The sequence below is a fragment of the Actinomadura barringtoniae genome, assembly GCF_017573505.1.
In the GTDB taxonomy this organism is placed as follows: domain Bacteria; phylum Actinomycetota; class Actinomycetes; order Streptosporangiales; family Streptosporangiaceae; genus Spirillospora; species Spirillospora barringtoniae.
Window position 1 is genome coordinate 113,351 of sequence record NZ_JAGEOJ010000020.1, and the last position, 26,858, is coordinate 140,208.

Below are 26,858 nucleotides of genomic sequence, written 5' to 3' on the forward strand. Positions count from 1 at the left end.
GGCCCGGGCCTGCCGCGGCTCGTCCCGTGAAGGCGTCCCGTGAAGGGGATGGACGGAAGGAGACGATTCGGCGTGACCACCCATGTCGAGGTGGAGCGAAAGTTCGAGACCGACCAGCGGTTCACGCTCCCGGACCTGCGCGAGGTGCCGGGGCTGGCCGAGGTCGCCGACACCCGGCGGTTCACGCTTCTGGCGCGCTATTACGACACCGAGGACCTGCGGCTCGCGCGGCACGGGATCACGCTGCGGCGGCGTACCGGCGGCCACGACGACGGCTGGCACCTGAAGCTGCCCCGCGGCACCCAGGGCGAACGCCAGGAGCTCCGGCGGCCCGCCGGGGATCCCGAGGAGGCCGAGGAGACCGTGCCGCTCGACCTGGCCGAGCTGGTCCTGGCCTACACACGCGGGGCCGTGCTGGTCCCGGTGGCCGAGCTCCGCACCGACCGTACCGAGCGGGCCCTGCTCGGGGACGGCGGAACGGTGCTCGGCAGGCTCGCCGACGACCGCGTCACCGGGCTCCGGCTGGACCAGCTCGGCGACGGCGTCACCTCCTGGCGCGAGCTGGAGGTCGAGCTGGCGGACGGGACGCCTGAGCTGCTGGCGGCGGTCGGTGACCACCTGATCGGCTCCGGGGCGCGCTCCAGCGACGCGCCGACCAAGCTCTCCGTCGTCCTGGGCGACGACGCCGCGAACGGCGAACGGCCGCGAAGGTCTCGTACGGCCGCAGAGGCCATGACCCGCTACCTGCGGTCGCGGACCGACCGGATGCTGTCCTATGACCCGCTGGTCCGGCTGGCCGACCACGACGACGACTCGGTGCACAAGATGCGCACGTCGATCCGCCGCCTCCGCAGCATCCTGCGCACCCACCGGCGGCTGCTGGAGGGCGAGAAGCCCGCGGTCCTGGACTCCGAGCTGAAGTGGCTGGCCGACGGCCTGGGCGAGGTACGCGACCTGGAGGTGCTGCAGGCCAGGTTCCACCGTCAGCTCGACGAGCTCGGCGGGCCCGACGAGGTCGGCAGAGGCCCGGCCCAGCCCGAGCCCGGCTGGCTGTCGGACCTGGCGCTCGAGGAACGGGCCGCACGGGCGCGGCTGCGCGACCAGCTCCGCACCGCTCGCTACATGGCGTTGCTCGACCGCCTCGACGCGTTCCTGGCCGACCCGCCCGTCACCGAACGGGCTCGCCGGTCGGCGCGCAAGCAGGAGCGCAAGCAGGAGCGCAAGCAGGAGCGCAAGACGATCGCGCGTGCCCGCCGCAAGATGATGCGCAAGCACAAGAAGGCCGAGGCCCTGCCGCCCGGGCCGGAACGCGACGCCGAACTGCACGGCACGCGCAAGGCCGCCAAGCGCCTGCGCTACACCGCCGAGGCCGCCGTCCCGGTGCTCGGCAAGCCCGCCCGCCGCGTCGCGCGCCGGGCCAAGAAGGTGCAGGACGTTCTCGGTGCGCACCAGGACGGGATCGTCGCGTCCCAGCACCTCAAGGAGATCGCGGGCGACCCGCAGATCAGTACCGCCGACGCCTTCACGCTCGGCACTCTGGTCACCCTCCAGAAGTACTCCGACCGGCTCGACGAGCTGCCTCGCGTCTGGGCCAAGGCCTCCGACAAGAAGCTCCTCAAGCGCCTATGAGCGTCGGAGGGCGCGGCCCAGGTAGACATGGGCCGCCCTCGACGCGAAGGCGCCGATGAAGAGGGCCACCGCGGCTGCGGCGTCTTCGCGGTGGCCCTCAGCTCTGAGTGACCGCAGCTGGTGCGAGAAGTCTCGCGGGCGGACGGTCAGCGGCCCGGTGAGCAGCGGCGTCCGGGCGGGCAGGCTGTGGATGCGGCTGTAGAGGGTCGTCGTCTCGCGCCAGATGGTGAGGGGCGACGGCGAGCGGCGCTCGGCCAGCCTCTTGACGCCTTCCAGGACGTACGTGTGCTCCGGGTGGTGCGCGGCGGCGAACTCGATCTCGTAGTGCATGCGCCCTTCGGCCGTGATCAGCTCGACGGAGCCGTCGCTGATCGGCATCGGCCCGGGGTGAAGGGTCGGCGCCACCAGCGTCCCGCCCGCCACGCGTGCCGGCAGGGCTCCCTGTGCCGTACGAGCGCCGAGGTCGACGCGGATCACCAGATCATTGACCTCCACGACGCAGGCGCGGGGTCCGTCGCCGATCGGTGTCATCCGGCCGGTGAGGCGCTCGGTGAACTCGACCTCTATCGGCGCGGGCATGTCTGGTCCAGCGTCGGGTCGGAACGGCTCGCTCCCCCGGTCAGCCCGTTCAGGAACGTCGTGGTGCGCGCGGCCACGGCCGGGCCGATCGGATAGGGCTCGTTGTCCAGCGAATGGCGGGCCTCGGGGCACTGGTAGACCTGGGCGGCGGGGTTCTGGTGGGCCCAGCGGATGACGGAACGCTCCTTGACGTAGAGGTCCTGGCGTTCGTCGGCGGCCAGGACGAGCGTGGGCAGGCCTTGCGGGAGGTCGGTGTGGCGTCCGGCGGCGGCCTCGGCGAGCAGGCGTACGGCGAAGACCGGATTGAGCAGCGGCGCGACGGGCCGGGGCGGACCGGCGACCGCCGGGTGGGGCGGATGGGTGAGGGTCGAGGCGCGGGCGATGCCGTCACCGCCGACGAACGGGAAGACGTCCACGGCCGGTGCGAGCAGGATCAGCCCGCGCACCGGGCGGGTGAAGCCCGCGAGCGCCTTGGGCGTCTGGGCGAGCCGGGTGACGACCAGGCCGCCGAACGACCAGCCCGCCAGGAACAGCGGCCGGTCGGGTCGCGCGACGGTCGTCCGTTCGACGAGCCGGACCAGCTTGTAGAGGTCGTCGAACGACCAGGCGTCGATCGCCTGGACGTGGGTGGACCCGTGTGAGGGCAGGTCGAAGGCAATGACGCGGAAGCCCGCCCGGACCCACGCGCCCATCAGCGCCGCGTGGTTGTCGAGGCGGTCGGCGTGCCCGTGCACGAAGACGATGTCGGCGCGGGGCGAGGGCGGAGCGACCGTGCCCATCCTGACCGTTCCGGGAGCACCGGGCTTGATCGATGCCACGTCCAGCCGGTGCACGACCAGCCCGGCGACCGGTCCCGGCTGGGGCGTCCCACCGGTGGCGGCCGAGCCCGCGGCGGGCTGGGCGGCGGGGGCGGGACGGCCGTAGATCAGGCCGAGGAGGAGCACCGACGCGCAGGCGGCGAGGCCCCATCGGCGGTCCACGGCGGTCATGCGGGACCCCATAGGAGTCCGGGGAGGTCGTCGGCGACGATACGTTCGGCGGCGCGTTCGGCGAGGGCGGCGATGGTCAGGGACGGGTTGGCACCGAGCGAGCCGTCGCAGGTCGAGCCGTCCGCCACGTACAGGCCGGGATGGACCGACCCGCCGGGCCGGTAGACGCGGCCGATGTGGTCGACGACGCCGTCCGCCGCCGAGTCGGCCATCCGGCAGCCGCCGAGGGGATGCACGGTGACGGGCGTTCCGGCGCGGCTTCGTGGGTTGTCGAGCACACGCGCCTTGGAGAGCCGGGCCAGGTGCGCGAAGACGGCGGCGGCTCCGCCGGGAAGGGCCCGGTCGGCGGACGGCCAGTGGACGCGCACGCGGCCCCTGCGATCCAGCCCCAGCTCGCCGAGCGAGTCGTCGTGGCCCACCACGAGCCAGACCGTGGAGCGTTGGAGGCGACGGGCACCGAGCACGGGGTTGAGCCCGAGCGTGACGATGGCGGGCAGCGCGCCGTCCTGGACGACGAAGCCCGCGCCACGCACGGCGCGCAGGTCGGCCATCGCGACGATCGTCGGCCCGGGCCTGCCTGCCGCCATGCGCTCCGTGCCGTCGTAGCCGATGGAGAACGCGTCGCCGTTGCCGGAGAAGCCCGCGCCCAGCGCGGCCGAGAACCGCAGCGGCCCTTCCCTCGCGGAGGTCATCAGGAGGCGCGCGGTGCCGAACGTGCCCGCCGCGACGACCAAGAGCCTGGTGTGGATCCGGACGGTCCGTTCGGTCACCCGCCCGCCGCGCCGCTCCCGGCTGATCGCCTTCAGCAGGTAGCGGTGGCCGGGCTTCGGCGAAGGCGTCACCTGAACGACCTCGACCTGCGCGAAGATCCGGGCGCCTCCGGCGCGGGCGAGCGGCAGGTAGTTGGTGGTCAGGTCGTTCTTGGCGCCCGCGTTGCAGCCGGTCACGCAGTCCCCGCACAGCGTGCACCTGGCCTGCGGGACGCCGTGGGCGTTCGGCTTGCCGTCGTAGCGGGTGAGGTTGACCGCGATCGGCACCTTGCGGAACGACGCGCCGCCGGGCTCCAGGTCGGCGGCGAGCCTGCGCAGCACCTCGACCCGCTTCAAAGGCGGCCGGTCCGCTTCGTCGGAGTACTTCTCGACCGCGAGCATCTGGCGGACCCGCTCGTAGTACGGCGCCAGCGCGGCATGCGTGATCGAGGTGGGCCAGCGTTCGAAGACCTCGGGCAAGGGCTCCAGCGCGACGTTGGCGTAGATCAGGGACCCGCCGCCCAGCCCGTTCGCGACCAGGTGGTCGAGGTCGGGCGAGAAGCCGATGTCGAAGAGCCCCAGCGGGCGGCGCGGCCCGCGCACCTCGTCGATCGCCGCCCGGCCGCCGTCCGGGAAGTCGCCGGGCATGAACTCCCGGCCGCGTTCCAGCACGGCCAGCCCGCCGCGAGGAACGTGCGGGGCCAGCCGCGCCGCCATCACCGCGCCGCCGAACCCGGATCCGACCACGACGCAGTCGAAGGACGCCTCGTCCTCAAGCCGCGCGGTATCGGCGAGCGCCTCCCGTTCGGTCACAGGGCAGCACCTCCGGCCGCTCCGGCCGCTACCGCCGCGTCCCGCAGGATGTCCTCGCTGGCCTTCTCCGCGATCATGTAGACGGCCAGAACGGGGAAGAGCCCGGGGATCGACGGGAACACCGAGGCGTCCACGACGCGCAGGCCCTGGACGCCGTGCACCCGGAACCGCGAGTCCACGACGGCGCGCCGGCTGCCGCGCGAGCCGATCGGGTTGGAGCAGGACGCGTGATGCCCCCACGCCTGCTTGCGGATGAACGCCTTCAACTCGTCCCGGCCGGTCCGCCCGGGTCCCGGGAACACCTCGGTCGCGCGGGCCGCGTCCGTCCAGCGAAGCGACGTCGCCCGCCCGTTGATGCGGCGCGCGAGCTCGACGCCCTCGCAGATCGCGTCCAGGTCGGCGTCCCCGGCCCGCCCGTCGCCGAAGTAGCGGAAGTTGATGTCGGGCACGGCGGCAGGGTCGGCCGAACGCAGCCGTACGGTCCCGAGGTCGTTGTGGGTGTAGCCGCGCAGCACCGCCCAGGTGAAGTAGTCGGGCTCGGCGACTCCCTTGGCCGCGAATCCGGGCGCGTAGCCCTCGAACCGGCTCGGCGACCCGAACACGAACAGCTCGGGATGCGCGCTCCCCCGGCTGAACCGCTTCTTGATCCCCGCGATGATGCCGTTGGAGTCGTAGCTCGGAAACCCGGTGCCGCGCCGCCACTGCCGCAGCAGCGGGTCGCCGGGATGCCCGAACGTCGCACCCTTGACGATCTCGAAGTCGCGGTCGAACCGGCTCACCACCGAGATCTCGTACCGGTCCTGAAGGTTGCCGCCCACGCCGGGCAGGTCGAGCGCCACCGGAACGCGTTTGGACCGCAGGTGGTCGGACGGCCCGATGCCCGACAGCATCAGCAGCTGCGGGCTGTTGAACGCCCCGCCCGCCACGATCACCTCGCGGCGGGCGCGCACCTGCCGCCGCTCCCCCGGGTGGCCGCCGCTCATCGGCGAGGCCTCGTACAGATGCCGGCCGCGCCGCAGCTCGATCCCGGTGGCGCGCAGCGTGCCGTCGTGTCCCCGATCCAGCGTGACGCGCTCGACGAGCGCGTCGGTCTGGAGCGCGAGCCGTCCGGGGTGGCCGGCCGCGACCTGGAGCAGGCGCGTTCTGGTGCTGTAGCGCCGCCCGTCCCGCGTGGACTGCGGGATCATGAACATGCCCTCGTGGAACGCGTCGACGTGGGCCGCGTCGTTCGGGTCGAGATCGAGCCCCGCCACCGCGAACCGGTTGAGGTCCACGCCCTGCCCGAGCCCCCGGGTCACGGTGCCCGTCTCCAGCGCCGCCGCCCCGACCAGCCTGGCCACCGTACGGTCCCGGAGCAGCAGCGCGGGCGGCGCGAACTCGATCGGCAGCCAGGACCGCACCCGCTCGAAGTGGCGCCGCATCGCGAAGCTGTTCCAGCTCGGGTCACCGGTGAGGGCCGCGATGTCGTCCCAGTCCTGGTTCTCCGGATACATCGTCAGCATCGCGTGGTGGGCGGTGCAGCCGCCGAGCGTGCTGGCACGCGGGTACAGGACGCCCTGCCGCTCCTTGACCCAGGTGGTGCCGTGCTGGGCGGTATCGGTGTAGTGCCGGACGTAGAAGTCCCAGCTGAGCGCCGGGTCCGAGGAGGCGAACAGGTGGAACGCCGGGACCGAGTAGGGGATCTCGGCGATCGTCCCGGGGCCCGCTTCGACGACGAGGACCTGGAATCCGCGTTCGGCGAGGTTGGCGGCCACCGGGGCGCCGCCCGCGCCCGACCCGATCACGATGTAGTCGTACTCGCGGCGGTCGGCCGTCGGGTCGGAGTCGGGGACGATCCAGTCCGGCCGTGGTTCGTCCGCGCGGCCGTCCGGTGGGTCGTGGCCGGCGTCGAAGGCCGTCGCGGCGGCCATCCCGGCGACCAGCGCCCCGGCGCCCGCCGAGGCGAGACCGCGCAGCACCTGTCTTCGATCGACGTCGTCGTCAGGCATTCCCGGCCTCCGAGGCGCGCAGCAGCGGGATCAGCCCGTCCTCCTCCAGCTCGGGGCCGGCCTCGGTGTCGGTGTCGTCGGCAAGGCCCCGGTTCCAGTCCCGTGCGACCTTCACCGTGAGGAGACCTGCGGCGACGAGGACCGGGGCCGCGGCCGGCGCGCCCCCACGCCAGAACACCAGCGCGGCCCCGGCCACGATCACCATGAGGAGCACGCCGGTCAGCACGCGGACGGGGTCGCCCCGGGTCGCGCCCCGCGCGGCGACCCGGTAAGCGACCAGTCCGAGCGCGGCCACCGCGAGCAGTGGCGCGACGTTGCCGAGCCCGGGCGGAACGTCGTACAACGCGCCCGCCAGAGCGAAGAACCTCACCACCGAACCGAAGAACACCAGCCGGTCGCCGGGAGAGGTCGGCGTGCTCCACATCAGGATCGCCGTGAACGCCAGCAGCGCGATCCCGGCCGTGAGCGGCGCCCCGGTGTGCTGGAAGCGGTCCTGGACCGCCTCCCAGAGCGGCCGGACGGCCACCAGGCCCAGGACCGCATGCCCGCAGGCCCGGACCGTCCCGCGCGAGGCCGAGATCACGGCGTCCCCGGCCCCGGCCGTTCCCTTCAGAGCGACGGCGACCGCCCAGAGCGCCCCGGCCGCTCCGACGGCCGCGAGGGCGAACAGCAGCTCGCCCGCGCCCGGCGCCAGCGGATAGTGGCCGGGCCTGACGATGTCGTGGACATAGGCGGTCGCGACGGTGACGGTCGCCAGCGTGAGCGCGCCGACGAACGGACGGGACACGGGTCGCCGCAACGCCGCCCAGAAGAGGGCGACCAGCGCCGCCACCGCCGCGACGTAGGGCCGGCCGAACAGGTAGGCCAGGGCCGTCCAGGCGATCACGCCCAGGCAGCTCACGGTCAGCAGCCGGGAGCCGGGCACGGCCAGCGCGAACGCCAGCACCCCGGCGAGCCAGACGAGGACGAGGTCGGGAACGAAGCCCGTCAGCCCCGCGAGCTGCGCTCCGGCGAAGACCACCAAAGCGAACGCCAGCGCGGCCCAGGCGAAGAGGCTGCCCGCCGCCCACGAGCCCTGCGCCGCCGCCCGCGTTCCGGCCAGCAACAGGTAGCAGCAGACCGCCACGAACGCGGCCACGAACAGCCCCGGCGGAATCGTGAACAGCAGGGCGGACACCACCGAGGCCAGCCCCGCCACGATCAGCACGGCGCCCAGATTGACGAGTGTCCCGTACAGGAGAGACCGCCGCTCCCCCGCGTCCTCGGCAGCAGCCTCAGGCGGTGCGGGGCGGCGGGCGCCCAGCGCCCACTGCGCCAGATCGACCGCCTTCATCGCCCCGATGGGGCCCAGCAGGTTGGCGCGCTTGCTCAGCGAGACTCCGTACCTGGACCCCATGCCACCCTCCCCCGGCCCGTCAGCGGGAGACACATGCACATGAACTGGACTCGCTCGCACCCATCACGTAAGGGCGGGGCACCCGGTTCAAGGACATCCCGTTCGGTCGCAGCGCGAGTTCCCCCGGCGCCCGAACGTGACGAACGGCGGGACTTTGGTCCGTTGGCGCCCTCGGCTGCGTACAGGAGCCTGAAACAGGACTCAGCGGGCGCTCGCCGCCCGGTGCGAAAGAGGGAGCGATGACTCTGGCGGACGACGTACGGGAGCATCACCGGCGGTGCGCCCCGCATCTGGCCCGGCTGCGGATCCTCGCGGCCGACGCCCACGGTGCGCGGGGCGCCGCCGAGCTGGTCCGGGAGATCGAGCGGGCGACAGGCGGCGTGCTGAGCGAGGCCGAGGCCGCTCAGCGGGACGTGGTGACCGCGCTGCGGGACGACGAGCGGCGGTCGACGGTCATCAGGTTTCTGTCGGCCCGTCTGATCAGGCTGCGCACCGCGGCCGACGACGTTCAGGCCGCTGCCGCCGAGGGCGACGCGCCCGCGCTCAGGCGGCGCCTGTGGCTGTTCAATTCCCTGACCCAGGCGATGTGGACCGTTCAGGCCAGCTTCTGCGCGACATCACGGACACTGCGCGCGATGGAACACGCCTCGCGGCGTTAGGAAAATTTCCGGCGCCCGGTAACTTTCCGGCGCCGGGAAGATTTCCGGCGGCGGTGAACGCCTCCCACGGCAAGCGCCTTCGCCCCACGTTCTCGCGGGGCGAAGGCGCACAAATGCGACCAGACGAGGTCAGTGAGCCGCGTCGTACTTCTCAATGACGTGGGCGGGAATGCGACCGCGGTCATTGACCTCGATACCGCTCTTGCGAGCCCATTCCCGGATCTCGGCGGAACGCTCACGGTTGCTCGGCGTCCGCACGCCACCGCGCCGCTTGCCCGACCGCGGCGCCTTGCGGGCACCGGTGACGTACGGCTCGATGTTCTTGCGAAGCTTTGCGGCGTTCTTCTTATTCAGGTCGATCTCATAGGCGACGCCGTCAAGTGAGAATCTCACCGTCTCGTCGGCGTTCCCGCCGTCCAGGTCATCGACCAGCAGCACTTCGACCTTCTGCGCCACGTGAGCCTCCTATGTCTCGGGCTTGGCATCCGGGTGATCTTCAATGAACGCGGCATAGATTTCATCGGGGATCTTACCGCGCTCGGGGGCTTCTACACCATTCTGCTTCGCCCATTCTCTCACTTCGGCGTTGGTATAGCCCTTCACCTTCGCCGCGCCGCCGGTTTTGCGACCGCGACCGGCCCGCTTCACCTCGGTGGAGTTCTCGATGAACACCGCGAGCGTCTCCAGCGCTTCGGTGACGCGCTTGTAATTATCATCGTTCAAGTCGATCGTGAACATCCGGTCCAAGATCTCGAAGTCGCGCTTGGCGACATCGCCACCTTCGGAACCGTCGATGTCGTCTACTCGAATGACCTTCTCGGCCATGTGCTCCCCGTCTTCCTTCCTTCAGCCCCCACGGCGCCCCTGACCTTAGCGGATTCCCTGCGGTACGCCGACCGCACACTGCCGGGCCTTGGCCAAACGGCACCCAAACGCCGGACATGGCGCCGACGGTCGGTAGTCAAATATGTGGAATTCCGTAGGGTGAGGGACATGACCGCCTCGGAAGCGTCCGCGGACCCCGATCTCGCGCGGGTCTCCTGGAATCTCGACGATCTCCTCACCGACGGCGGGCACACCGCCGATTCGCCCGCCGATCCGCCCGCCGCGATCGACGCACTCCTGGACGAGGCCTCCCGCCGCGCCGAGGCGTTCGCCGCCTCCCACACCGGAACGGTCGCCGATCTGGACGGGCCCGGCCTGGTCGCCGCGATGCGCGAGCTGGGCGAGATCAGGGACCGCGCGACGCGTGCCGTGACGTTCGCCAACCTGTCGTTCTCGGTCGACACCGCCGACCCGGCGCGCGGCGCGCTCAAGCAGCGCGTCGAGGAGCGCCGCACGGCCATCGACACGACGCTGGTGTTCTTCCAGCTCGAATGGGGCGCTCTGGACGACAAGAAGGCCGAGGACCTGCTAGGCGCCGAGGGCCTCGACTTCGCCCGGCACTACCTGCGGACGCTCCGGCGGCGCCGCCCGCACATGCTGAGCGAGCCCGAGGAACGGATCCTTTCCGAGAAGGCCGTCTCGGGGCGCGCCGCCTGGGTGCGCCTGTTCGAGGAGCAGACGTCGGCGATCCGGGTCGACCTGGACGACACGGCCGGGACGGTCTCGCTGGAGACCGCGCTCTCCCGCCTCCAGTCGCCGGACCGCGATGTGCGCAGCCGTGCGGCCGAACGCGTGTCGGCGGCCCTGGAGCCGGGTCTGCGTACGCGCGCCTACGCGTTCAACATGCTGCTGGCCGACAAGGCGACCGACGACCGGCTGCGCTCGTATCCGCACTGGCTGGCCTCCCGCAACGTCGCCAACGAGGCCCCCGACGACTCGGTGCGGGCGCTCATCGAGGCCGTGCGGGGGCGCTACGAGCTGCCCCGCCGCTGGTACCGGCTCAAGGCCCGGCGCCTCGGGCTGGAGAGGCTCGCCGACTACGACCGCATGGCCGCGGTCACCCAGGACCAGGAGACGGTGCCCTGGCGCGAGGCTCGCGACCTGGTGACCGAGACCTACACCGACTTCTCGCCTGAGCTGGGCTCGATCGTGACCCGCTTCCACGACGAACGCTGGATCGACGGGCCCGTACGGCCTGGGAAGCGCGGCGGCGCGTTCTGCTCCTACGCCACGCCCAGCGTGCATCCCTACCTGTTCCTCAACTACACCCACCAGCGCCGGGACGTGCTGACGCTCGCGCACGAGCTCGGCCACGGCGTGCACGCCTCGCTCGGGGCGGGCCAGGGCATCTTCCACATGGCGACGCCGCTGACCCTCGCCGAGACCGCTTCGGTCTTCGGCGAGACGCTGGTCTTCGGGCGGCTGCTGGAACGCGCGGCGACGCCCGAGTCGCGGCTGTCCCTGCTGGCGGCGTCGATCGAGGGTTCGATCATGACGGTGTTCCGGCAGGTCGCGATGAACCGCTTCGAGCACCTCGTGCACACCCATCGGCGCGAGGAGGGCGAGCTGTCGACCGGCCGGTTCGGCGAGCTGTGGGCCGATTCGCAGGCGGAGATGTTCGGCGACTCGGTCGAGGTCACCGACGGCTATCGGACCTGGTGGTCGTACGTGCCGCACTTCATCGGCACGCCCGGCTACGTGTACGCCTACGCCTACGGGCAGCTGCTCGCGCTGGCCGTCTACGCGCGCTATGAGCAGGAGGGCGCGGCGTTCGTGCCGCGCTACCTCGACCTGCTGCGCGCGGGCGGTTCGCGCGGTCCGGAGGAGCTCGGCGCGATCGTGGGCGTCGACCTCGCCGACCCCGGATTCTGGGATCGCGGCCTGGATCTGGTCGAGCGCAAGCTCGACGCGGCCGAGGCCGCGGTCCATGACGCGGGCGGCCTCACCCCCGGAAATTGACGCGACATTTGACCCGTTTTGGGTGTTCAGTGGGCAGCCGGATGCGTCCGCCCACGGACGCTCACTTACGGTGGTAGATATGAGTGATCTTGAGATCCGTTCGGTTCCGGAGTCCGAGCTGGAGCGCATGCTCGACATCACCGACCTGGTGTTCCACGTGCGCATCGAGGACGACGTGCGCGACCGGTTCCGCTGGGTGCCGCGGCGCGCCGAGCGGATCGGCGCCTACTCCGGCGGCACCCTGGTCGGGCAGCTGGCCGCGCTGCCGATGCGGCTCTCGGTACCCGGCGCGCTGCTGGACTGCTCGGCGGTCACGATGGTCGGCGTGCTGCCGACGCACCGGCGCCGCGGCGTGCTCACCGCGATGATCGAGCGCATGCACGCCGACGCGGTCGAGGCGGGCCGCCCGGTGGCCGCGCTGTGGGCCTCACAGGCGGGGATCTACGGCCGGTACGGGTTCGGCCAGGCCGATCGTTCCATCACGCTCGAGGTCGACACCTCACGGCCGCTGGGCCTGCGCGTCGAGCCCGACACGCGCCCGCTGCGCCTGATCGAACGGGACGAGATCCCTACGGTGCTCGGCCCGCTGCACGAACGGGCGATCGCGCGCCGGCCGGGCGGGCTGGCCAGGGACGACGAGTGGTGGACCGAGGGGATCGCGCCGCGCGTCGACCACTGGCACGACGAGTACTCCGAGGTCCGGATCGTCGTCCTAGAGGGCGATCCCGGCGGTTACGCGATCTACCGGACCCGAGGCGAGAACGAGGACACCCGTGCGCCCGGCATCGTGCGGCTGCAGGAGCTCGAGGCCGATGACACGGCGGTCGAGGCGGCGCTCTGGCGATATCTGGCCGAGATCGACCTCACCGGCAAGATCCAGGCGGCCGGCCGCCCGGTGGACGACCTGCTCCCGCTGCTGGCGTCCGACCCCGACCAGGTCACGATCGAGGGCGACTGGGGCGCGCTGTGGGTGCGTCTGGTGGACGTTCCGTTCGCGCTGCGGAAGCGTTCATGGGCGGGCGAGGACAGCCTGGTGATCGAGGTCAAGGACCGCAGGCTGCCCTCCAACGAGGAACGCTGGCGGTTGACCACGGGTGGCGACCCGCGCTGCGAGGCGACCGCCGACGCACCCGACCTCACCATGGACGTCGCCGAGCTCGGATCGGTCTACCTGGGCGGCACGCAGGTGCGCCGCCTGGTGCGCGCCGGGCTGGTCACCGAGCACACGCCCGGCGCCGCCGCACGGCTGGACAGGGCCTTGGAGGTCCCGCTGACCCCGCACACTAACGACGACTTCTAGAAAGCCTGGAGAGTTCAAGAGGCCTGGAGAACGGCCCGGGCCGCGTTGTGGCCCGGGATACCGCTGACGCCGCCGCCCCGCCGGGCGCCTGCACCGCAGAGCAGGATCCGGCGGTGCTCGGTCTCCACGCCCCACCGGCCGCGGTCGCCGGGATCCTCGGCGTACGGCCAGGACAGGTCGCGGTGGAAGATGTGCCCGCCCGGCAGCCCGGCGTCGTTCTCCAGGTCAACGGGAGACTTGGCCTCCAGGCAGAGAGCGCCGTCGGGCGTGCGCAGGAGACAGTCCTCGATGGGCTCGTCCAGCACCGAGTTCATCGAGGCGAGCGTGGCGCGCACCGCCTCCTCGCGCGCCCGGTCCGGATCCGAACGGAAGAGCCGCGCGGGCATGTGCAGGCCGAAGAGTGTCAGGGTCTGCGCTCCCGCCGCTCGCAGATCGGGTCCGAGGATCGACGGGTCGGTGAGCGAGTGGCAGTAGATCTCGGCCGGCGGAAGCGACGGGATTCTGCCCGAACTCGCCTCAGCATAGGCGGCGGCGAGTTTGTCCCGACCCTCGTTGATGTGGAACGTCCCGCCGAAGGCCTCGTCGGGCCGAATCGACGAATCGCGCAGCCGGGGCAGGCGCGACAGGACCATGTTGATTTTCAGCTGCGCGCCTTCTGGTCCTGGATCAAGACCCTGCCCGGGAAGGTTCTGCAGGATCCATTCCCCGCTCACCGCGTGCTCGGCGCCGCCGGAGTCGCGGAACGTCACCTCGCCGGACGGATCAATGTTCAGCACGTCCATTTCGGTGTGCAGTTCGGCGCCCGCCGCGCGCGCCGCGTCGGCCAGTGCCCGCGTCACGGCGCCCATTCCGCCGACGGGCACATTCCAGTCTCCTGTACCGTTCCCGATCACATGGTAGAGAAAGCACCGATTGGCGAGCATTGAAACGTCCGCCGGATCCGTGAACGTTCCAATCAGGGCGTCGGTGAGGACGACTCCGCGCACCTCGTCATCGGAGAATCGCTCGTCCACGACCGCGCCGATCGGGGTTTCGAAGAAATCGCGCCACGCCTCGTCGTCACCAACGATCCCGCGAAGCTCCCCGGCGTCACGGAGAGGCTCCAGCAGAGTGGGCGCCACCGTCCGTGCGATGTGCCCCGCCTGCCCGTAGAACCGGTTCCACGCCTCGAAATCCTTGTCGTTCCCGGTTATGGCGGCGAAAGAGGCCGCCGTGCGCGCGGAATCCTCGTCGTCGACCAGCAGACCGGCCGCGCCCACGGGCGTGTAGGAGGCGAATCGCCGGGGCCGGAGTTCGATCGGCAGGTTCAGATCCGTGATGACCCGCGTGGGCAGCAGGCTCACCAGATACGAGTAGCGCGACAAACGCGCGTCCACGCCGGGGAAGACCCGTTCCGATACCGCGAGGCCGCCGAGATGGTCCTGCCGTTCCAAAAGCAGGACGTTACGGCCGGCCTTGGCGAGATAGGCGGCGGCCACCAGGCCGTTGTGCCCTCCGCCCGCGATGACGACGTCGTACTTCATGCCTGCCACGTTACGCAGCGCGTTCAGCGCTCCTGCCGGGAGGTGGCCGCCAGGGAGCCGAGCAGCGTGAGGGCCTCGCTGCTCTGCGAGCCCGGCTCGGCGTGGTAGACGACGAGCTCCTGGCCGGGGCTGGAGCGGACGTCGAAGGTCTGCATGGTCAGCGTCAGGGGTCCGACCGCGTGGTGCTCGAAGCGCTTGCTCTCCAGGGCCTTTCCCCTGGCGTCGTGGTGGGACCAGAGCTCGGCGAACTCCGGGCTCAGGTCCAGGAGCTCGCGCAGGGTCTGGCGTACGCGCGGATCGTCGGGAGCCTGGCCGTGGCCGAGCCGGAATCCGGCCACCGAGTTGCGCGCCACCTCGTGCCAGTCCTTATAGAACGAACGGGCGGCGGGGTCGGTGAAGACGACGTGCATCAGGTTGCGCGAGTGCGACCAGTCGTGGAAGAGCGCGTCGGCCAGGGCGTTGGAGGCCAGCACGTCGTAGGCGCGGTTGTAGACGATCGCGGGGTTGTTCGGCCAGGCGTCCATCAGCTGCAGCAGGCTCGGATCGACGCGGCCGGGCACGGCGGCGGGGGCGAGCCGTGGGCTGAGACCGGCCAGGCGGAACAGGTGCCCGCGGCCGTCCTCGTCCAAGCGCAGCGCCGCCGAGAGCGCGTCCACGACCTGAGCCGACGGCGTGCGTTCGCGGCCCTGCTCCAGGCGCACGTAGTAGTCGGCGCTGACCCCGGCCAGCATCGCCACCTCCTCGCGCCGCAGGCCCGGGACCCGCCGGTGGCCCGTGCTGCGCAGGCCCACCTCGTCCGGGGTGACCTGCGCCCGCCGGGCACTGAGGTAAGCGCCGAGGTCAGAGCGTGTCATGTGGCCATCGTAGGTCGGCCGGCCAAGGGCTTCCTGGGTGCAGTACTCCCAGGAAGATCTCGCCCTGCCCCATCCCGCCGTGAGCGGCCAGTGTCGATGGCATGCAGACGAACGAGAGCAAGATCGTCCTCGTGACCGGCGCCAGCAGCGGCATCGGCGCGGCGGTCGCCGAGGGGCTGGCGAACGAGGGTCATCAGGTGGTCGCGGGGGCCCGCCGGATCGACCGTCTCCAGGAGCTGGCCGGGCGTACGGCCGGTGCCGTCCACCCGGTCCGCCTGGACGTCGCCGACCGCGCCTCGGTCGAGGCCTTCGTGAAGGACGCCCGGGAACGCTTCGGCCGCGTGGACGCCCTGATCAACAACGCCGGGGTGATGCCGCTGTCCCGCCTGGACTCCCTGCTGGTCGAGGAGTGGGACCGGATGATCGACGTCAACGTCCGGGGGCTCCTGCACGGGATCGCCGCCGCCCTCCCCCATTTCACCGCGCAGGGCGGCGGGCACTTCGTCACGATCGCGAGCGTCGGCGCGCACCAGGTCGTGCCGACCGGCGCCGTCTACTGCGCCACCAAGTACGCCGCGTGGGCGATCACCGAGGGCCTCCGGCAGGAGTCCGACCCCTCGATCCGCGTCACGACCATCTCGCCGGGCGTGGTCACCTCCGAGCTCGCCGACTCCATCACCGAGCCCGGCGCCACCGAGGCCATGCGCACCTACCGCGCGAACGCCATCGAGCCGTCCGCCATCGCGGACGCCGTCTCCTACGCCCTGTCCCAACCGGCCGACGTCGATGTCAACGAGATCGTCGTCCGCCCCGCCCGTCAGCGCTGAGCACCACCGGAAGGAACACTCCAATGAACACCAGCTGGGACCTCAACGGCCGGGTCGCCGTCGTCACCGGCGCCGCCCGCGGCATCGGCCTCGCCACCGCCGGGCTGCTGCGCGAACGCGGCGCCCGGCTCGTCGTCACCGACCGTTCCGACGCCGTCGAGAAGCTCGCCGCCGGCGACCCGGGCAACGTGGCCGCGCTCGTCGGCGACGTCGCCGACGAGGAGCTCGCCCGGGCGACCATGCGCCTGGCCACCGAACGCTTCGGGCGCCTGGACATCCTGGTCAACAACGCGGGCCGCACGCTGAACAAGCCCGTCACCGAGACCAGCGTCGAGGACTTCGAGTCCATCCTGCGCGTCAACGCGCGCGGCAACTTCGTCCAGGCGCGCGAGGCCTTCCGGGTGATGGAGGCCGCCGGTGGCGGCTCGATCGTCTCGGTGGCCTCGGTCTCCTCGGTCGCCGCGTTCGCGACCCAGACCGCCTACGCCGCGTCCAAGGGCGCCCTGGCCCAGATCACGCGCGTGCTGGCCATCGAGGGCGGCCCGAAGGGCATCCGTTCCAACGCCGTGCTCCCCGGCGTCATCGACACCGACATCATGGAGGGCGTCGTCGACAACGGCCGCGAGATGCTCGCCTCGTTCGGCGACGCCCACCCGATCGGGCGGATCGGGCGGCCGGAAGAGGTCGCCGAGGCGATCGCGTTCCTGGCCTCCGACGCAGCGAGCTTCATCACCGGCGCGCTCGTCGCGGTCGACGGCGGGTGGACGGCTCAATAGCCCCGGGCGCGGCGTCGCCGGAGTCCACACCGCGTACCGGTACCGTCACTCTGCGTGAATGTTCCGCTTCTCTTGGTAGACGGCAACAACCTGGTGTTCCGCGCCGCGCACGGGTTCCCGACGCCGATCCTCTCCCGCGACCAGACCCGCGACCTCACCGGAGTGTTCGGGTTCTTCGCGATCCTGCGCGCGGCCGTCCGCGACGAGCTGGGGGCCGCGCCCGAGGTGGTCGTGGTCTTCGACGGCCGGAACGGGTCGGCCGCGCGCAGGGCGGCCGACCCGGACTACAAGGCGAACCGGCCGGACGACGAGGAGGCGCGCAGGCCACTGCTCGCGCTCCCGGACGTCAAGCAGGGCCTGGAGCTGTACGGGCTCGACTGGATCGAGATCGACGACGCCGAGGCCGACGACGTGATCGCGACGCTGGTGCACGCGGCCGCCGGCCGGGACCGGCTGATCATGTCGATGGACAAGGACTTCTACCAGTTCCTCGACCTGCCGGGCGTGCGCGTGCTGAACACCGCGCGGCGGCCGGGCGAGCGCGTCATCGGCCCCGAGCAGGTGCGGGCGCGGCACGGTGTCGATCCCGCCCAGTGGGTGTGCTTCCGCGCACTGTCGGGCGACCCGTCCGACAACATCCCCGGCGTCATGGGCATCGGCCCGAAGACGGCGGCCAAGCTGCTCGCGGGCGGCCTGAGCGTCCACGATCTGCCGGCGTCCGGCCGCCTCACCGGGGCCAAGGGCCGCCGCGTTCAGGAGGACTTCGAGCAACTCCTGGCGTGGCGCGCGCTGATCGAGGCCCGCATCGACGTGCCGCTCCCGCGCGTGCTGACCGGCCTGCCGAGTCCCACACTGCCCTCCCCTGCGGAGATCATCGACAAGCTGGACCTGTGGTGACCCGCGGGTCACGCCGACGCCGGGGACGGGTGTGACCCCTGGGGCCATCCTTACTGGTCACCTGATGATCGCAGTCAGGACGAGGTCTGTTGATCTTGCCTGACCGCGCAGAAATCCCCAACGCGGGGGCTTGGCCGGGGATTTACCCACCTTGTCAAGAGTCAGGAAATTAATCCCTTGTTTGGTGTAGCAAGCTGCGCGCGGACGGGTGATCCTGGTGTCATAGGCCCCGGAACACGGCATGGAGAGGCCGGAGAGGAGCCCGGATGAGCATGGTCGGCTTGCGTGCGCATGCCGCATTCGACGTGGAGGCGCTGCGCGCGGACTTCCCGACCATCACTCCCGACCAGATCTATCTCGACAGCGTCGCCTCCTCGCTGACGCCGATCCCGGTCGTCGAGGCGATGAGCGAGTACTACCTGAAGTTCCGCGCCAACATCCACCGCGGGACCTATGACCTGTCGATGCGCGCCTCGGAGCGGTTCGACGAGGCGGTGCGCGCGGTCGCCGGCTTCCTCGGCGCCGCCCCCGAGGAGATCGTGTTCACGCAGAACACGACGCACTCGATCAACCTCGTCGCGCACACCCTGGACTTCGAGCCCGGCGACGAGATCATCCTGTCCAACCTCGAGCACACCTCCAACATGGCCCCCTGGGTGCACCTGGCCAAGGAGAAGGGCCTGGAGCTGCGCTGGTACGCGGCCGACCGGGACGGGTCGTTCGACGTCGAGGAGTTCGCGCGGCTGTTCTCGCCCCGGACCAAGCTGGTCACGCTGACCTACATCTCCAACGTGCTGGGCACCGTGGTCCCGGTCGAGGAGGTCGGCCGGCTCTGCCGCGAGCACGGGGTGCTGTTCCTGGTGGACGCCGCGCAGGCGGTCCCCCACATTCCCATCGACGTACGCCGGCTGGACTGCGACTTCCTGGCGTTCTCGGGCCACAAGATGCTCGGCCCGACCGGCATCGGCGTGCTCTACATCAAGCTGAAGCACGCGGTCGAGATGACGCCGGGCATGCTCGGCGGCGGGACGATCGACACGGCCAACTGCGAGTGCCCCTCCCTGGAGGAGTGCAGCATCGACTACTGCTCGTTCACCGACCTGCCGCACAAGTGGCAGGCGGGCACGCCGCCGATCGCCGAGGCGCTCGGCCTGCAGGCCGCCATCGGCTACCTGCAGGAGGTCGGGCTGGACCGGCTGGCCGCCTACGAGCACGGCCTCATGCAACGGCTGCTGCAGGGGCTGACCGAGATCCGCGGGGTCGACCTCTACGGACCGGCGGACGCCGACCAGCGGATCGGGATCGTCTCGTTCAACGTCGGCACGATCCCGCCCGAGGAGATCGGCCGCATCCTGAACGAACGCCACGGCATCGCGGTCCGCGCGGGGCAGCACTGCGCGGTCAACTACTTCAACTTCGACGACGTGCAGGGCGTCGGCCACGCGGCCGGCAACGTGCGCGCCGGGCTCTATCTCTACAACACCACCGCCGAGATCGAACGATTCCTGGAGGCCGTCGACGAGGTCGCCTCCGTTCTGGTCAGGTGACCCGCTCCCACGACAGAGGAGAGTTCATGCCGCGTCTCATCCAGTTCTTCGACCGCCCCTGCTGCGGAACCTCCAGCGCCCAGGCGCTGGCGGACTTCCTCAGTGCGCGACTGGACGACGAGGCCGAGATCCATTTCCACGATCTGAACGAGCCCGGAACGGCCTCGATCAGCGTGCCGACCGCATTGATCACACATCTGACGTCCGCGCCCGCCGGGCCCCTGCCGGTCATGCTCGTGGACGGCGAGCTGGTCGCGGCGGGGATGATGCCCAACTACTTCGACGCCCTTGAGTACGCCACGGGAGACAAGCCCCCCGCGCCCGTGCGTCTCCCGATGGCGGGGGCCGACGATCGGGGCGGCGGTAACGCCTGCTGCCCCTGAGCCTTCCGGTGACGGGCGATCTTGTGGGAGACCCCCATGACCCTGACCATCTATGTGGCCGACCCCGACCATGAGCAGCCGGCCCGCGGCGTCATCCGCGTCTACCAGGAGACCGCGCCCGACGACGTCAGCGCCGCACCCGGCGAGGTGGTGACCGTCGGCCGTTCCACGGGCGCTCAGGTCGAGCTTCCCGCGACGGTCTTGCAGGTCATGGTGCTGAAGGGCGCCCAGACCTTCCCCCTGACGCTGGTCGACGGCCAGCCGGTGAAGAGCGGGACGCTCCCCGAGCCGCAGGAGCTGGCGAGCTGGGTGACCGAGGGGGTCGAGGGCCCGGCCGTGCTGGTCACCGACGCCGACAGCGCGGTCGACTTCCCGACCGCGATGCGGGCCCACATCAGCCTCGACGTGGTCGATGTCGACGTGGCCCTGCCGTTCTACATGGTGCTGTTCGGCACCAGGCCGCTGAAGCGGCGCGACGACTACATCAAGTTCGAGCTGGAGGAGCCCCCGCTCAACCTGACGCTGAACCAGCACGACACGGCCTCGGCCTCCAGCGGGCACTACGGCATCCAGGTGAAGTCCAGCCGCGCTGTCGCGCAGGCCAAGGACCGGCTGGTCACGGCCGGGTTCGTCATCACCGAGGAGACCGAGACCGCCTGCTGCTACGCGGTGCAGACCAAGATCTGGGCCGCCGACCCCGACGGCAACCGCTGGGAGATCTTCGTGGTGACCGAGGAGGAGGCGGACGAGGGCTGCGGCCCTGACTGCATCTGCTATCAGGAGATGGAACGCAGCTTCATCTCCGGCGGCGCCGCCGCCAGCGCGACGGCGGTGGGCCAGTGACCAACGAGGCCGCCTTCGTCCAGCTGACCTACGACCAGCTGGCGCAGCTGGGCCGGAGCGATCTGTGCTGCTCCCCCTCCGACCTGTACGGCCCGGAAGAGCTGGCCGCGCTCCCCAAGGGCGTGCTGAGCCTGTCGTCGGGCTGCGGGCACCCCGTGGAGGGCGCCGACGTCCGTCCCGGCGAGACGGTGGTGGACATCGGCTCGGGCGCGGGCGCGGACTGCTTCCTCGCCGGACGGCTCACCGGCCCGGCCGGGCGCGTCGTGGGTGTCGACCCCTCCCCCGCCATGCGAGCCCGTGCCGAAGGCCACCGCGACGAGGTGGACATGCGGTGGGTGAGCTTCGTCGCGGGCGACGCGTCCTCGCTGCCGCTCCCCGACATGTTCACCGACGTCGTCATCAGCAACTGCGTCCTGTCGCTCGCTGTCGACGCCGCCGCCGCGTGGCGCGAGATCGCCCGTGTGCTGAAGCCCGGCGGGCGCTTCGTCGTCTCCGACATCGTGGGTGGCGACCCGGCCGCGCCCCCGGAGGAGCATCTGGCCGCCAAGGCCCGGTGCGAGAGCGGGCTGACCTGGGACGAGTACCGCACGATCCTGCGCGGCTGCGGCCTGCACGGCCTGCGCCTGATCCGGGTCGGCACGGCCACGTTCCGCGACGGCCACCGCGCGCAGAGTGTGACGATCGCGGGCGGCGACCGCACCGCCGGGGTACACTCCGTCGTCCTGCACCATCCCGGCCACGGCGACGCCGCGGCCGAGCTGGCCGGCCTGGTCGCGGCCGCCTGCCGGGACCTGGACCTCCGCCACACCGGCTACGCGCACTCGCGGGAGACCGCCTGGAGCGGCCGGCTCATCGAACTGCTCGGCGGCGCGGGCGACGCCGAGGATCTCACCCTGGTGCTGAACGGTGCCATCGCCCTCACCGCACACGCCACGCGTCTTCCCCCGCCTCAGTCGATCAAGGAGATCGTGACAGAGATGAGCGCTCGATGATCAAGTTCGTCACGCTCGGCGGCTTCCTCGGAGCCGGCAAGACCACCACGATGATCGCCGCCGCCCGGATGCTGGAGGAGGGTGGCCGCAGGGTCGCCGTCGTCACCAACGACCAGGGCACCGAACTGATCGACACCCGGCTCGTGCGCTCCCATCTGGACAGCGTTGGCGAGGTGACGGGCGGCTGTTTCTGCTGCCGCTTCGAGGACCTGATGACCGTCACCTCGCGCCTGCTGGCGAGCGGTGACGTCGACACCGTGATGGCCGAGGCGGTCGGCTCGTGCACCGACCTGCAGGCCACCGTGATCCGCCCGCTGCGCGCCTACTACCAGGACGACTTCTCTCCGGCGCCCCTCACCGTCATCGTTGACCCGCGTCGCTTCGCCGAGCTGAACTCCGCGCTGCCCTTCTTCGACCGCGACAACGACATGGCCTACCTGTTCGGCCACCAGCTGGCCGAGGCCGACATCATCGCGGTCAACAAGGCCGATCTGCTGAGCGACGAGGACCGCGAGAAGATCATCGCTGATCTGACCGCGAACCATCCGCACGCCACCGTGCTGGCCTATTCGGCCAAGACCGGTGAGGGGCTGGCCGAGCTTGTCGCCGCCTGGGACACCTCGCCGCCCCCGGCGCCGCACGTCGACATCGACTACGACCGGTACGCCGCCGCCGAGGCCGAGCTCGCCTGGTTCAACCAGACGGCCACGGTCACCGCGGACGAGCCGGGCTTCTCACCCGAGCAATGGGCGCGTACGGCCTTGGCGCACCTGTCGGAGGCGGCGCTGCGCAACGGCTGGGTGGTGGGCCATCTCAAGGTCGGCGTCGAGACGGCCTCGGGACTCACCAAGGCGAGCGTGACGAGCGCCGGTGAGGCGCCCGAGATGGACAGCGTCGTCGCCGAGCCCGCGCTGTCGGGAACGGTGAACATCAACGCGCGCGTCGCGTGCGCGCCCGAGGTCATGGACGCCGCGGCGGACGCGGCCCGTGCCGCCGCCGACGCGGACACCGGCGCGGCCAGCACCCCCGACACCGAGACGGCCATCGCGTTCCGGCCCGGCTATCCTCGGCCGATCCACCGCATCACCGACCCGGTCGGCTGACGCCGGCTCGTCGGCTAGAGGGTGTCCGGTGGGGTGGTGGGCAGCTCGCACCAGACGGCCTTGCCCCCGACCAGTGGGCGGGCGCCCCAGCGGCCGGCGAGCGTCTTGATCATGTTGAGCCCGCGGCCGTCCTCGGCCAGCGGCCCTGGCGTGCGTGCGACCGGCAGCGCCGTGGAGCGGTCGGCGACCTCGCACAGCAGCGCGTTGCCGCGCAGCAGCCGGATCTGGATCGGGCCCGTGCCGTGCTGGATCGCGTTGGCGACCATCTCGCCGACCAGCAGCTCGGCGGTCCAGCCCAGGTCCTGCAGGTCCCACCCGGTCAGCGTCTCGCGGACGAACCGCCGCGCGGCCCCCGCCGACGGCGCCGCGGCCTCCAGTTCGAGCATCGCGATGCTGTCGCCGCCGAGCGTGTGCACGCGGGCCAGCAGCAGCGCGATGTCGTCGCGGTCGTGGTTCGGCCGGAGCGCGTGGATGGCCCCTTCGCAGATGTCCTCCAGCTCGCGCACCGGACCGGACAGGTTCTCGCGCAGCGCCGCGATCCCCTCGTCGATGTCGCGGCCCCGGCTCTCCACCAGGCCGTCGGTGAGCAGCACGAGGGTGTCGCCGTCGGCGAGGACTGCCTCGCTGGTCTGGAAGAGCTCGCCGCCGATGCCGAGCGGCAGGCCCGGCGGCACCTCCAGGACCTCGGTCGTGCCGTCGGGGCGCAGGATGATCGGCGGGATGTGCCCGGCGCGGGAGACGACCACCGCCCGGTCGACCGGATCGTAGGTGGCGTAGAGACACGTCGCGTTCTGCATGCCGCCCATGTCCTGGATCATCTGGTCCAGGCGGTAGAGCACGTCCTCGGGCGGCAGGTCCAGGCCCGCGAGCGTGCGGACGGCCGTGCGGAGCTGGCCCATCGTCGCCGCGGCGGCGGTGCCGTGGCCCATCACGTCGCCGACCACCAGCGCGACCCGGCCGCCGGGCAGCGGGATGACGTCGTACCAGTCGCCGCCGACGCCGGTGAGGTCGCTGGCGGGCAGGTAGCGGTGCGCGATCTCCAGCCCGATCGGCCGCCGCAGCCCGGTCGGGAGCAGGCTGCTCTGCAGCGTCAGCGCGGTACGGCGCTCGCGGTTGTAGAGGCGGGCGTTGTCTATGCAGACGGCCGCCCGCGCCGCCAGCTCCTCGGCCAGCGTCACGTCCTGGTGGTCGAACGCGGGCCTGCCGGGTCCGCGCATCATCGCCACACAGCCCAGCACGTTGCCGCGGGCGCGCAGCGGCACCACCAGGCAGGAGCACGGGCGCTTGCCGAACGTGACGGGCTTGCCGGTCGCCATGCACTCGGCGTACGAGCTGGTGGCGGGGTAGACGACGAGCTTCTCCAGCTCGAACTCGGCGTTCCAGTCGTCCACCACCGGGCCGGTCACCCCGGAGGCGATGCCCCGGACCACGGCCTCGCCGTCGGTCGGCCGGTCGGGGAACTCGTCCTCGGCGAGCAGGCGCTCCTGCACGAGGATGCCGGCGGCGTCGGCCAGGCGTGGCACGGCGACGTCCATCAGCTCCGAGCCGGTCTGGCGCAGGTCGAGCGTGCTGCCGATCCGCATGCTCGCCTCGCTGAGCAGCGCCAGCCTGACACGCCCCGCGTCGGCCGTGCCGGCGTCGCCGAGGTCTGCGGTCGGGTTGGCGACCACCGCGACCAGCGGCTCGCGGCCCTCGACGATGAGCGGGTCCCAGCTGAGCTCGATGTCGCAGGCGGAATTGTTGCAACACATCAGCGCGACCACGCCGCGCCAGCGGCGGCCGGTGGCGACTTCGGCGAGCGCGGTCTTGATCTGCTCGTGCTCGTCGGCGCGGACCAGGTCGGTGATGGCCTTTCCGATGGCGCGCTCGGCGGAATACCCGAACAACTCGTCGGCGGCCGAACCCCACTGGACGATTGAGCCTTCAAGGTCGATGGCGAAGGTGGCAGGCGTGACGGGCCGGATCAGCCCGTCGTAGCACGTGCTGGCCGGGCCCTTGACCAGGAGCAGAGGCTTCACGTCACATCGTCCTCCGAGGCGGGGGTTCACTTCGCAAGCAAGAGGATCTCACCTCACGGTGCAAAGTAACCGCCTTCTCGGGAGGAATGTGAGGATTTACCACCTGGCGACGATGACGAGTACCTTAACTTCTGAGGCGCTGCCTGCATAGCTGCACTGTTTCTCGGTAGTCCCTATGTGCCCGTAAGGACGTCCGATGAATCAAAGAGTCATGTCCGATATGACGGATAGTCTCGAAATTTCGTCAAGCGCTCTCCCCTCGTTCATCGCCGTTCATCGCCGTTCGCGACAGGAGAGGCGCCACTAGCCGAGCAGTTGCGCCGCCAGAGTATCGGCCACCCACCGCTCGAACTTGTCGACACCCCAGCCCGATTCGTCGACGAGCTCGCGGTACACGCCGGGGGCGGCCAGCGCGCGGTAGAGCGCCTGGGCCTCGTCCACCGGCACCCGCAGGTGGCCCTCCAACGAGGCGATCATCGCGTCCATCACCTCGTTGCGGCCCGCCAGCTTCGAACGCAGCAGCGCACGCGTCTCGGGGCTCTCGTCGGTCGCCGCCTCGAAGATCAGGACCACGTCGAAGCCCGCCTCGTACAGCGTGCGCAGCCAGCGCGCGGCGCCGCGCAGGCGCGCCTCCGGGTCGTCCTCGGCGAACACCTTCTGCGCGTTCTCCATGGCGCCCGCCTCGGCCAGCCAGCGCTCGCAGATCAGCGACAGGATCTCCCGCTTGGTGCCGAACGCCGAGTAGACCGTGCGGGCGGCCACCCCGGCCTCGGCGGCGATGGCGTCGATGCTGGTCGAGCCGTAGCCGCCCGCGGCGAACAGCCGCCGCGCGGCGTCGGCGATGCGCTCCCGCGTCTTCTCGGCCTGAAGCTGCCGGTAGTTGGACGGGGTCTTGACAGGACGAGCCACCAGAGCACAGTATCAGTGCGCTGAATGCAGTAGTACTGCACCGAGTGCACCAAGACTGCACTCGGACGGATCCAAGGGGGATTCTCATGACCGCTCAGCCCGACACCGACCCTTCGGCCGCCTACAAGGCGATGCGGCGCATCTTCGACGAGGGCTTCGCCACCGGGGGCACCGCCGTGGTGGACGAGGTCTGCTCGCCCGACCTCGTCGAGCACCAGTTCGGCCTGGCCGGGACGGGCGCCGAGGCCATCGAGCACGTCAAGGCCGCGATCGCGAACGTGCACACCCTCGTCCCCGACGCGAAGATCACCATCGAGGACTCGGTCGAGAGCGGGGACACGATCTGGGTGCGCGTCCATGTTCAAGGGACGGCGACCGGCCCGTACTTCGGACCGCCGAGCGGCCGGCCGATCGACATCACCGTGATCGACATCGCCCGGGTCGTCGAGGGCCGCATCGTCGAGCACTGGGGTGTCCCGGACCGGTTCGCGATCCTCGCCCAGACCGGAGCCCTGGAACGGCTCGCGTAAAGCCCGACGAAGTCGGCCGGGGGGTGTGGGGGGTCGTCCCCCTCGAGCGATACGACCCCACGTGTTGCAGGATGGAGGGGATGCGCGCGCTACCGATCTCTCCCGAACACCTCGTCGAGGAACTGTCCAAGCGGATGGCGGCGACGCCCGATGACCGGTGGCTGCGGGTCGCCGTCGACGGCCCTCCCCCGGCGTTGCCGGGGGAGCTCGCCGACGCGCTGGTCGATCCATTGCGCGTACGGGGCCGGGACGTCGTGCGCGTCGCGGCGGCGGGATTCCTGCGCCCGGCCTCGCTGAGGCTGGAATTCGGGCGCGACGACCCCGACGTCTTCTACGACGAATGGCTCGACGAGGGCGGGCTGGTCCGCGAGGTCCTCGCGCCGCTCGCCCCGGGCGGCAGTGGCAAGGTGCTGCCGAGCCTGTGGGACAGCGTCCGCGACCGGGCGACGCGCGCCCAGTACCGGCAGGTCGCCGAGGGCGGCGTGCTGGTACTGGACGGCGCGCTGCTGCTCGGCCGCGGCCTCCCGTTCGATCTGACCGTTCACCTGAGCATGTCGAGCGGCGCCCTCGCGCGGCGGACGCCCGGTGACGAGGCCTGGACCCTGCCCGCGTACGCCAGGTACGAGGCTGAGGTCCGGCCGGTCGCCGCCGCGGACGTCGCCGTCAAGGTGGACGACCCGCGTCACCCGGCGCTGATCACCGGGTGACGC

25 protein-coding genes are annotated in these 26,858 nt (G+C 71.3%); 14 read left to right on the top strand and 11 right to left on the bottom strand.

Features of this window, described 5'->3' with window-relative positions; genetic code table 11:
* Window positions 1-72 precede the first annotated feature (72 nt).
* Window positions 73-1,629 carry a CYTH and CHAD domain-containing protein gene (locus J4573_RS40155; protein ID WP_208261387.1) on the top strand — a complete coding sequence of 519 codons (1,557 nt, stop codon included), beginning with the start codon at window positions 73-75 and terminating at the stop codon, window positions 1,627-1,629.
* Here the strand turns inward: J4573_RS40155 and J4573_RS40160 are convergent.
* The 5 genes from J4573_RS40160 to J4573_RS40180 are packed head-to-tail and all read right to left on the bottom strand — an operon-like array spanning window position 1,624 to window position 8,143.
* Window positions 1,624-2,208, bottom strand: coding sequence for a hypothetical protein (locus J4573_RS40160; protein WP_208261388.1), 585 nt, complete (start codon window positions 2,206-2,208; stop codon window positions 1,624-1,626). The two genes, J4573_RS40155 and J4573_RS40160, sit on opposite strands and share 6 nt — an antisense overlap.
* Window positions 2,193-3,197, bottom strand: a complete 1,005-nt coding sequence (locus J4573_RS40165) for an alpha/beta hydrolase (protein ID WP_208261389.1) — start codon at window positions 3,195-3,197, stop codon at window positions 2,193-2,195. Before J4573_RS40165 ends, J4573_RS40160 begins: the two co-directional genes overlap by 16 nt.
* On the bottom strand, window positions 3,194-4,759 hold the full coding sequence (locus tag J4573_RS56405) for a GMC oxidoreductase (RefSeq protein ID WP_208261390.1): 1,566 nt from the start codon (window positions 4,757-4,759) through the stop codon (window positions 3,194-3,196). Before J4573_RS56405 ends, J4573_RS40165 begins: the two co-directional genes overlap by 4 nt.
* A complete protein-coding gene (locus J4573_RS40175) occupies window positions 4,756-6,747 on the bottom strand; it encodes a GMC family oxidoreductase (protein ID WP_208261391.1) in 1,992 nt (663 codons plus the stop codon). Before J4573_RS40175 ends, J4573_RS56405 begins: the two co-directional genes overlap by 4 nt.
* On the bottom strand, window positions 6,740-8,143 hold the full coding sequence (locus J4573_RS40180) for a hypothetical protein (protein ID WP_208261392.1): 1,404 nt from the start codon (window positions 8,141-8,143) through the stop codon (window positions 6,740-6,742). The genes J4573_RS40175 and J4573_RS40180 overlap by 8 nt, the downstream gene beginning before the upstream one ends.
* A 239-nt stretch (window positions 8,144-8,382) precedes the next feature.
* Between J4573_RS40180 and J4573_RS40185 the strand changes: the two genes are divergently transcribed.
* Window positions 8,383-8,802, top strand: coding sequence for a hypothetical protein (locus tag J4573_RS40185; RefSeq protein ID WP_208261393.1), 420 nt, complete (start codon window positions 8,383-8,385; stop codon window positions 8,800-8,802).
* Between the two features lie 129 nt (window positions 8,803-8,931).
* Here the strand turns inward: J4573_RS40185 and J4573_RS40190 are convergent, their stop codons facing one another.
* A complete protein-coding gene (locus J4573_RS40190) occupies window positions 8,932-9,258 on the bottom strand; it encodes a histone-like nucleoid-structuring protein Lsr2 (RefSeq protein ID WP_208261394.1) in 327 nt (108 codons plus the stop codon).
* A 9-nt stretch (window positions 9,259-9,267) separates the two neighbouring features.
* Window positions 9,268-9,627: an Lsr2 dimerization domain-containing protein gene (locus J4573_RS40195; RefSeq protein ID WP_208261395.1), complete on the bottom strand. Its 360-nt coding sequence runs from the start codon at window positions 9,625-9,627 to the stop codon at window positions 9,268-9,270.
* Between the two features lie 168 nt (window positions 9,628-9,795).
* Between J4573_RS40195 and J4573_RS40200 the strand changes: the two genes are divergently transcribed.
* Window positions 9,796-11,646, top strand: a complete 1,851-nt coding sequence (locus tag J4573_RS40200; RefSeq protein WP_208261396.1) for a M3 family oligoendopeptidase — start codon at window positions 9,796-9,798, stop codon at window positions 11,644-11,646.
* A 79-nt stretch (window positions 11,647-11,725) separates the two neighbouring features.
* Window positions 11,726-12,946, top strand: coding sequence for a GNAT family N-acetyltransferase (locus J4573_RS40205; RefSeq protein WP_208261397.1), 1,221 nt, complete (start codon window positions 11,726-11,728; stop codon window positions 12,944-12,946).
* 14 nt (window positions 12,947-12,960) lie between these two features.
* Here J4573_RS40205 and J4573_RS55655 read toward each other — a convergent pair whose 3' ends face one another.
* Window positions 12,961-14,469, bottom strand: coding sequence for a phytoene desaturase family protein (locus tag J4573_RS55655; RefSeq protein ID WP_208261398.1), 1,509 nt, complete (start codon window positions 14,467-14,469; stop codon window positions 12,961-12,963).
* 23 nt (window positions 14,470-14,492) lie between these two features.
* The gene (locus J4573_RS40215) at window positions 14,493-15,323 is read right to left on the bottom strand and encodes a helix-turn-helix domain-containing protein (protein ID WP_208261399.1); all 831 of its coding nucleotides are present in this window, start codon (window positions 15,321-15,323) and stop codon (window positions 14,493-14,495) included.
* A gap of 101 nt (window positions 15,324-15,424) precedes the next feature.
* Between J4573_RS40215 and J4573_RS40220 the strand changes: the two genes are divergently transcribed.
* The 8 genes from J4573_RS40220 to J4573_RS40255 all read left to right on the top strand — a co-directional run bounded on the left by J4573_RS40220 (window position 15,425) and on the right by J4573_RS40255 (window position 22,691).
* Window positions 15,425-16,150 (top strand): SDR family oxidoreductase, encoded by a 726-nt coding sequence (locus J4573_RS40220; protein ID WP_208261400.1) that lies wholly within the window; start codon window positions 15,425-15,427, stop codon window positions 16,148-16,150.
* 23 nt (window positions 16,151-16,173) lie between these two features.
* Window positions 16,174-16,926 carry an SDR family NAD(P)-dependent oxidoreductase gene (locus J4573_RS40225; RefSeq protein WP_208261401.1) on the top strand — a complete coding sequence of 251 codons (753 nt, stop codon included), beginning with the start codon at window positions 16,174-16,176 and terminating at the stop codon, window positions 16,924-16,926.
* 54 nt (window positions 16,927-16,980) lie between these two features.
* Window positions 16,981-17,823 (top strand): 5'-3' exonuclease, encoded by an 843-nt coding sequence (locus J4573_RS40230; RefSeq protein WP_208261402.1) that lies wholly within the window; start codon window positions 16,981-16,983, stop codon window positions 17,821-17,823.
* 266 nt (window positions 17,824-18,089) lie between these two features.
* Entirely contained in the window at window positions 18,090-19,370 is a 1,281-nt protein-coding gene (locus J4573_RS40235; RefSeq protein WP_208261403.1) for an aminotransferase class V-fold PLP-dependent enzyme, read from the top strand.
* Window positions 19,371-19,396: 26 nt separating this feature from the next.
* A complete protein-coding gene (locus tag J4573_RS40240; protein ID WP_208261404.1) occupies window positions 19,397-19,753 on the top strand; it encodes a hypothetical protein in 357 nt (118 codons plus the stop codon).
* A gap of 36 nt (window positions 19,754-19,789) precedes the next feature.
* Window positions 19,790-20,596: an ArsI/CadI family heavy metal resistance metalloenzyme gene (locus J4573_RS40245; protein ID WP_208261405.1), complete on the top strand. Its 807-nt coding sequence runs from the start codon at window positions 19,790-19,792 to the stop codon at window positions 20,594-20,596.
* Window positions 20,593-21,588, top strand: a complete 996-nt coding sequence (locus J4573_RS40250) for a methyltransferase domain-containing protein (protein WP_208261406.1) — start codon at window positions 20,593-20,595, stop codon at window positions 21,586-21,588. Before J4573_RS40245 ends, J4573_RS40250 begins: the two co-directional genes overlap by 4 nt.
* Window positions 21,585-22,691, top strand: a complete 1,107-nt coding sequence (locus J4573_RS40255) for a GTP-binding protein (protein WP_208261407.1) — start codon at window positions 21,585-21,587, stop codon at window positions 22,689-22,691. Before J4573_RS40250 ends, J4573_RS40255 begins: the two co-directional genes overlap by 4 nt.
* Before the next feature lie 14 nt (window positions 22,692-22,705).
* On the opposite strand, the gene J4573_RS40260 is transcribed toward J4573_RS40255, so the two are convergent.
* Entirely contained in the window at window positions 22,706-24,709 is a 2,004-nt protein-coding gene (locus J4573_RS40260; RefSeq protein WP_307797286.1) for a SpoIIE family protein phosphatase, read from the bottom strand.
* Between the two features lie 303 nt (window positions 24,710-25,012).
* On the bottom strand, window positions 25,013-25,618 hold the full coding sequence (locus tag J4573_RS40265; protein WP_208261408.1) for a TetR/AcrR family transcriptional regulator: 606 nt from the start codon (window positions 25,616-25,618) through the stop codon (window positions 25,013-25,015).
* Between the two features lie 86 nt (window positions 25,619-25,704).
* Here J4573_RS40265 and J4573_RS40270 point away from each other — a divergent pair, with 86 nt between their 5' ends.
* Window positions 25,705-26,148 (top strand): ester cyclase, encoded by a 444-nt coding sequence (locus J4573_RS40270; protein WP_208261409.1) that lies wholly within the window; start codon window positions 25,705-25,707, stop codon window positions 26,146-26,148.
* 80 nt (window positions 26,149-26,228) lie between these two features.
* Window positions 26,229-26,855, top strand: coding sequence for a nucleoside/nucleotide kinase family protein (locus J4573_RS40275; protein ID WP_208261410.1), 627 nt, complete (start codon window positions 26,229-26,231; stop codon window positions 26,853-26,855).
* Window positions 26,856-26,858 lie beyond the last annotated feature (3 nt).

Coding starts and splice junctions, on each gene's coding strand:
- J4573_RS40160 (WP_208261388.1), bottom strand. CDS start 2,208: ATGCCCGCGCCGATAGAGGTCGAGTTCACCGAGCGCCTCACCGGCCGG.
- J4573_RS40165 (WP_208261389.1), bottom strand. CDS start 3,197: ATGACCGCCGTGGACCGCCGATGGGGCCTCGCCGCCTGCGCGTCGGTG.
- J4573_RS40175 (WP_208261391.1), bottom strand. CDS start 6,747: ATGCCTGACGACGACGTCGATCGAAGACAGGTGCTGCGCGGTCTCGCC.
- J4573_RS40180 (WP_208261392.1), bottom strand. CDS start 8,143: ATGGGGTCCAGGTACGGAGTCTCGCTGAGCAAGCGCGCCAACCTGCTG.
- J4573_RS40185 (WP_208261393.1), top strand. CDS start 8,383: ATGACTCTGGCGGACGACGTACGGGAGCATCACCGGCGGTGCGCCCCG.
- J4573_RS40195 (WP_208261395.1), bottom strand. CDS start 9,627: ATGGCCGAGAAGGTCATTCGAGTAGACGACATCGACGGTTCCGAAGGT.
- J4573_RS40200 (WP_208261396.1), top strand. CDS start 9,796: ATGACCGCCTCGGAAGCGTCCGCGGACCCCGATCTCGCGCGGGTCTCC.
- J4573_RS40205 (WP_208261397.1), top strand. CDS start 11,726: ATGAGTGATCTTGAGATCCGTTCGGTTCCGGAGTCCGAGCTGGAGCGC.
- J4573_RS55655 (WP_208261398.1), bottom strand. CDS start 14,469: ATGAAGTACGACGTCGTCATCGCGGGCGGAGGGCACAACGGCCTGGTG.
- J4573_RS40215 (WP_208261399.1), bottom strand. CDS start 15,323: ATGACACGCTCTGACCTCGGCGCTTACCTCAGTGCCCGGCGGGCGCAG.
- J4573_RS40220 (WP_208261400.1), top strand. CDS start 15,425: ATGCAGACGAACGAGAGCAAGATCGTCCTCGTGACCGGCGCCAGCAGC.
- J4573_RS40225 (WP_208261401.1), top strand. CDS start 16,174: ATGAACACCAGCTGGGACCTCAACGGCCGGGTCGCCGTCGTCACCGGC.
- J4573_RS40235 (WP_208261403.1), top strand. CDS start 18,090: ATGAGCATGGTCGGCTTGCGTGCGCATGCCGCATTCGACGTGGAGGCG.
- J4573_RS40240 (WP_208261404.1), top strand. CDS start 19,397: ATGCCGCGTCTCATCCAGTTCTTCGACCGCCCCTGCTGCGGAACCTCC.
- J4573_RS40245 (WP_208261405.1), top strand. CDS start 19,790: ATGACCCTGACCATCTATGTGGCCGACCCCGACCATGAGCAGCCGGCC.
- J4573_RS40255 (WP_208261407.1), top strand. CDS start 21,585: ATGATCAAGTTCGTCACGCTCGGCGGCTTCCTCGGAGCCGGCAAGACC.
- J4573_RS40270 (WP_208261409.1), top strand. CDS start 25,705: ATGACCGCTCAGCCCGACACCGACCCTTCGGCCGCCTACAAGGCGATG.
- J4573_RS40275 (WP_208261410.1), top strand. CDS start 26,229: ATGCGCGCGCTACCGATCTCTCCCGAACACCTCGTCGAGGAACTGTCC.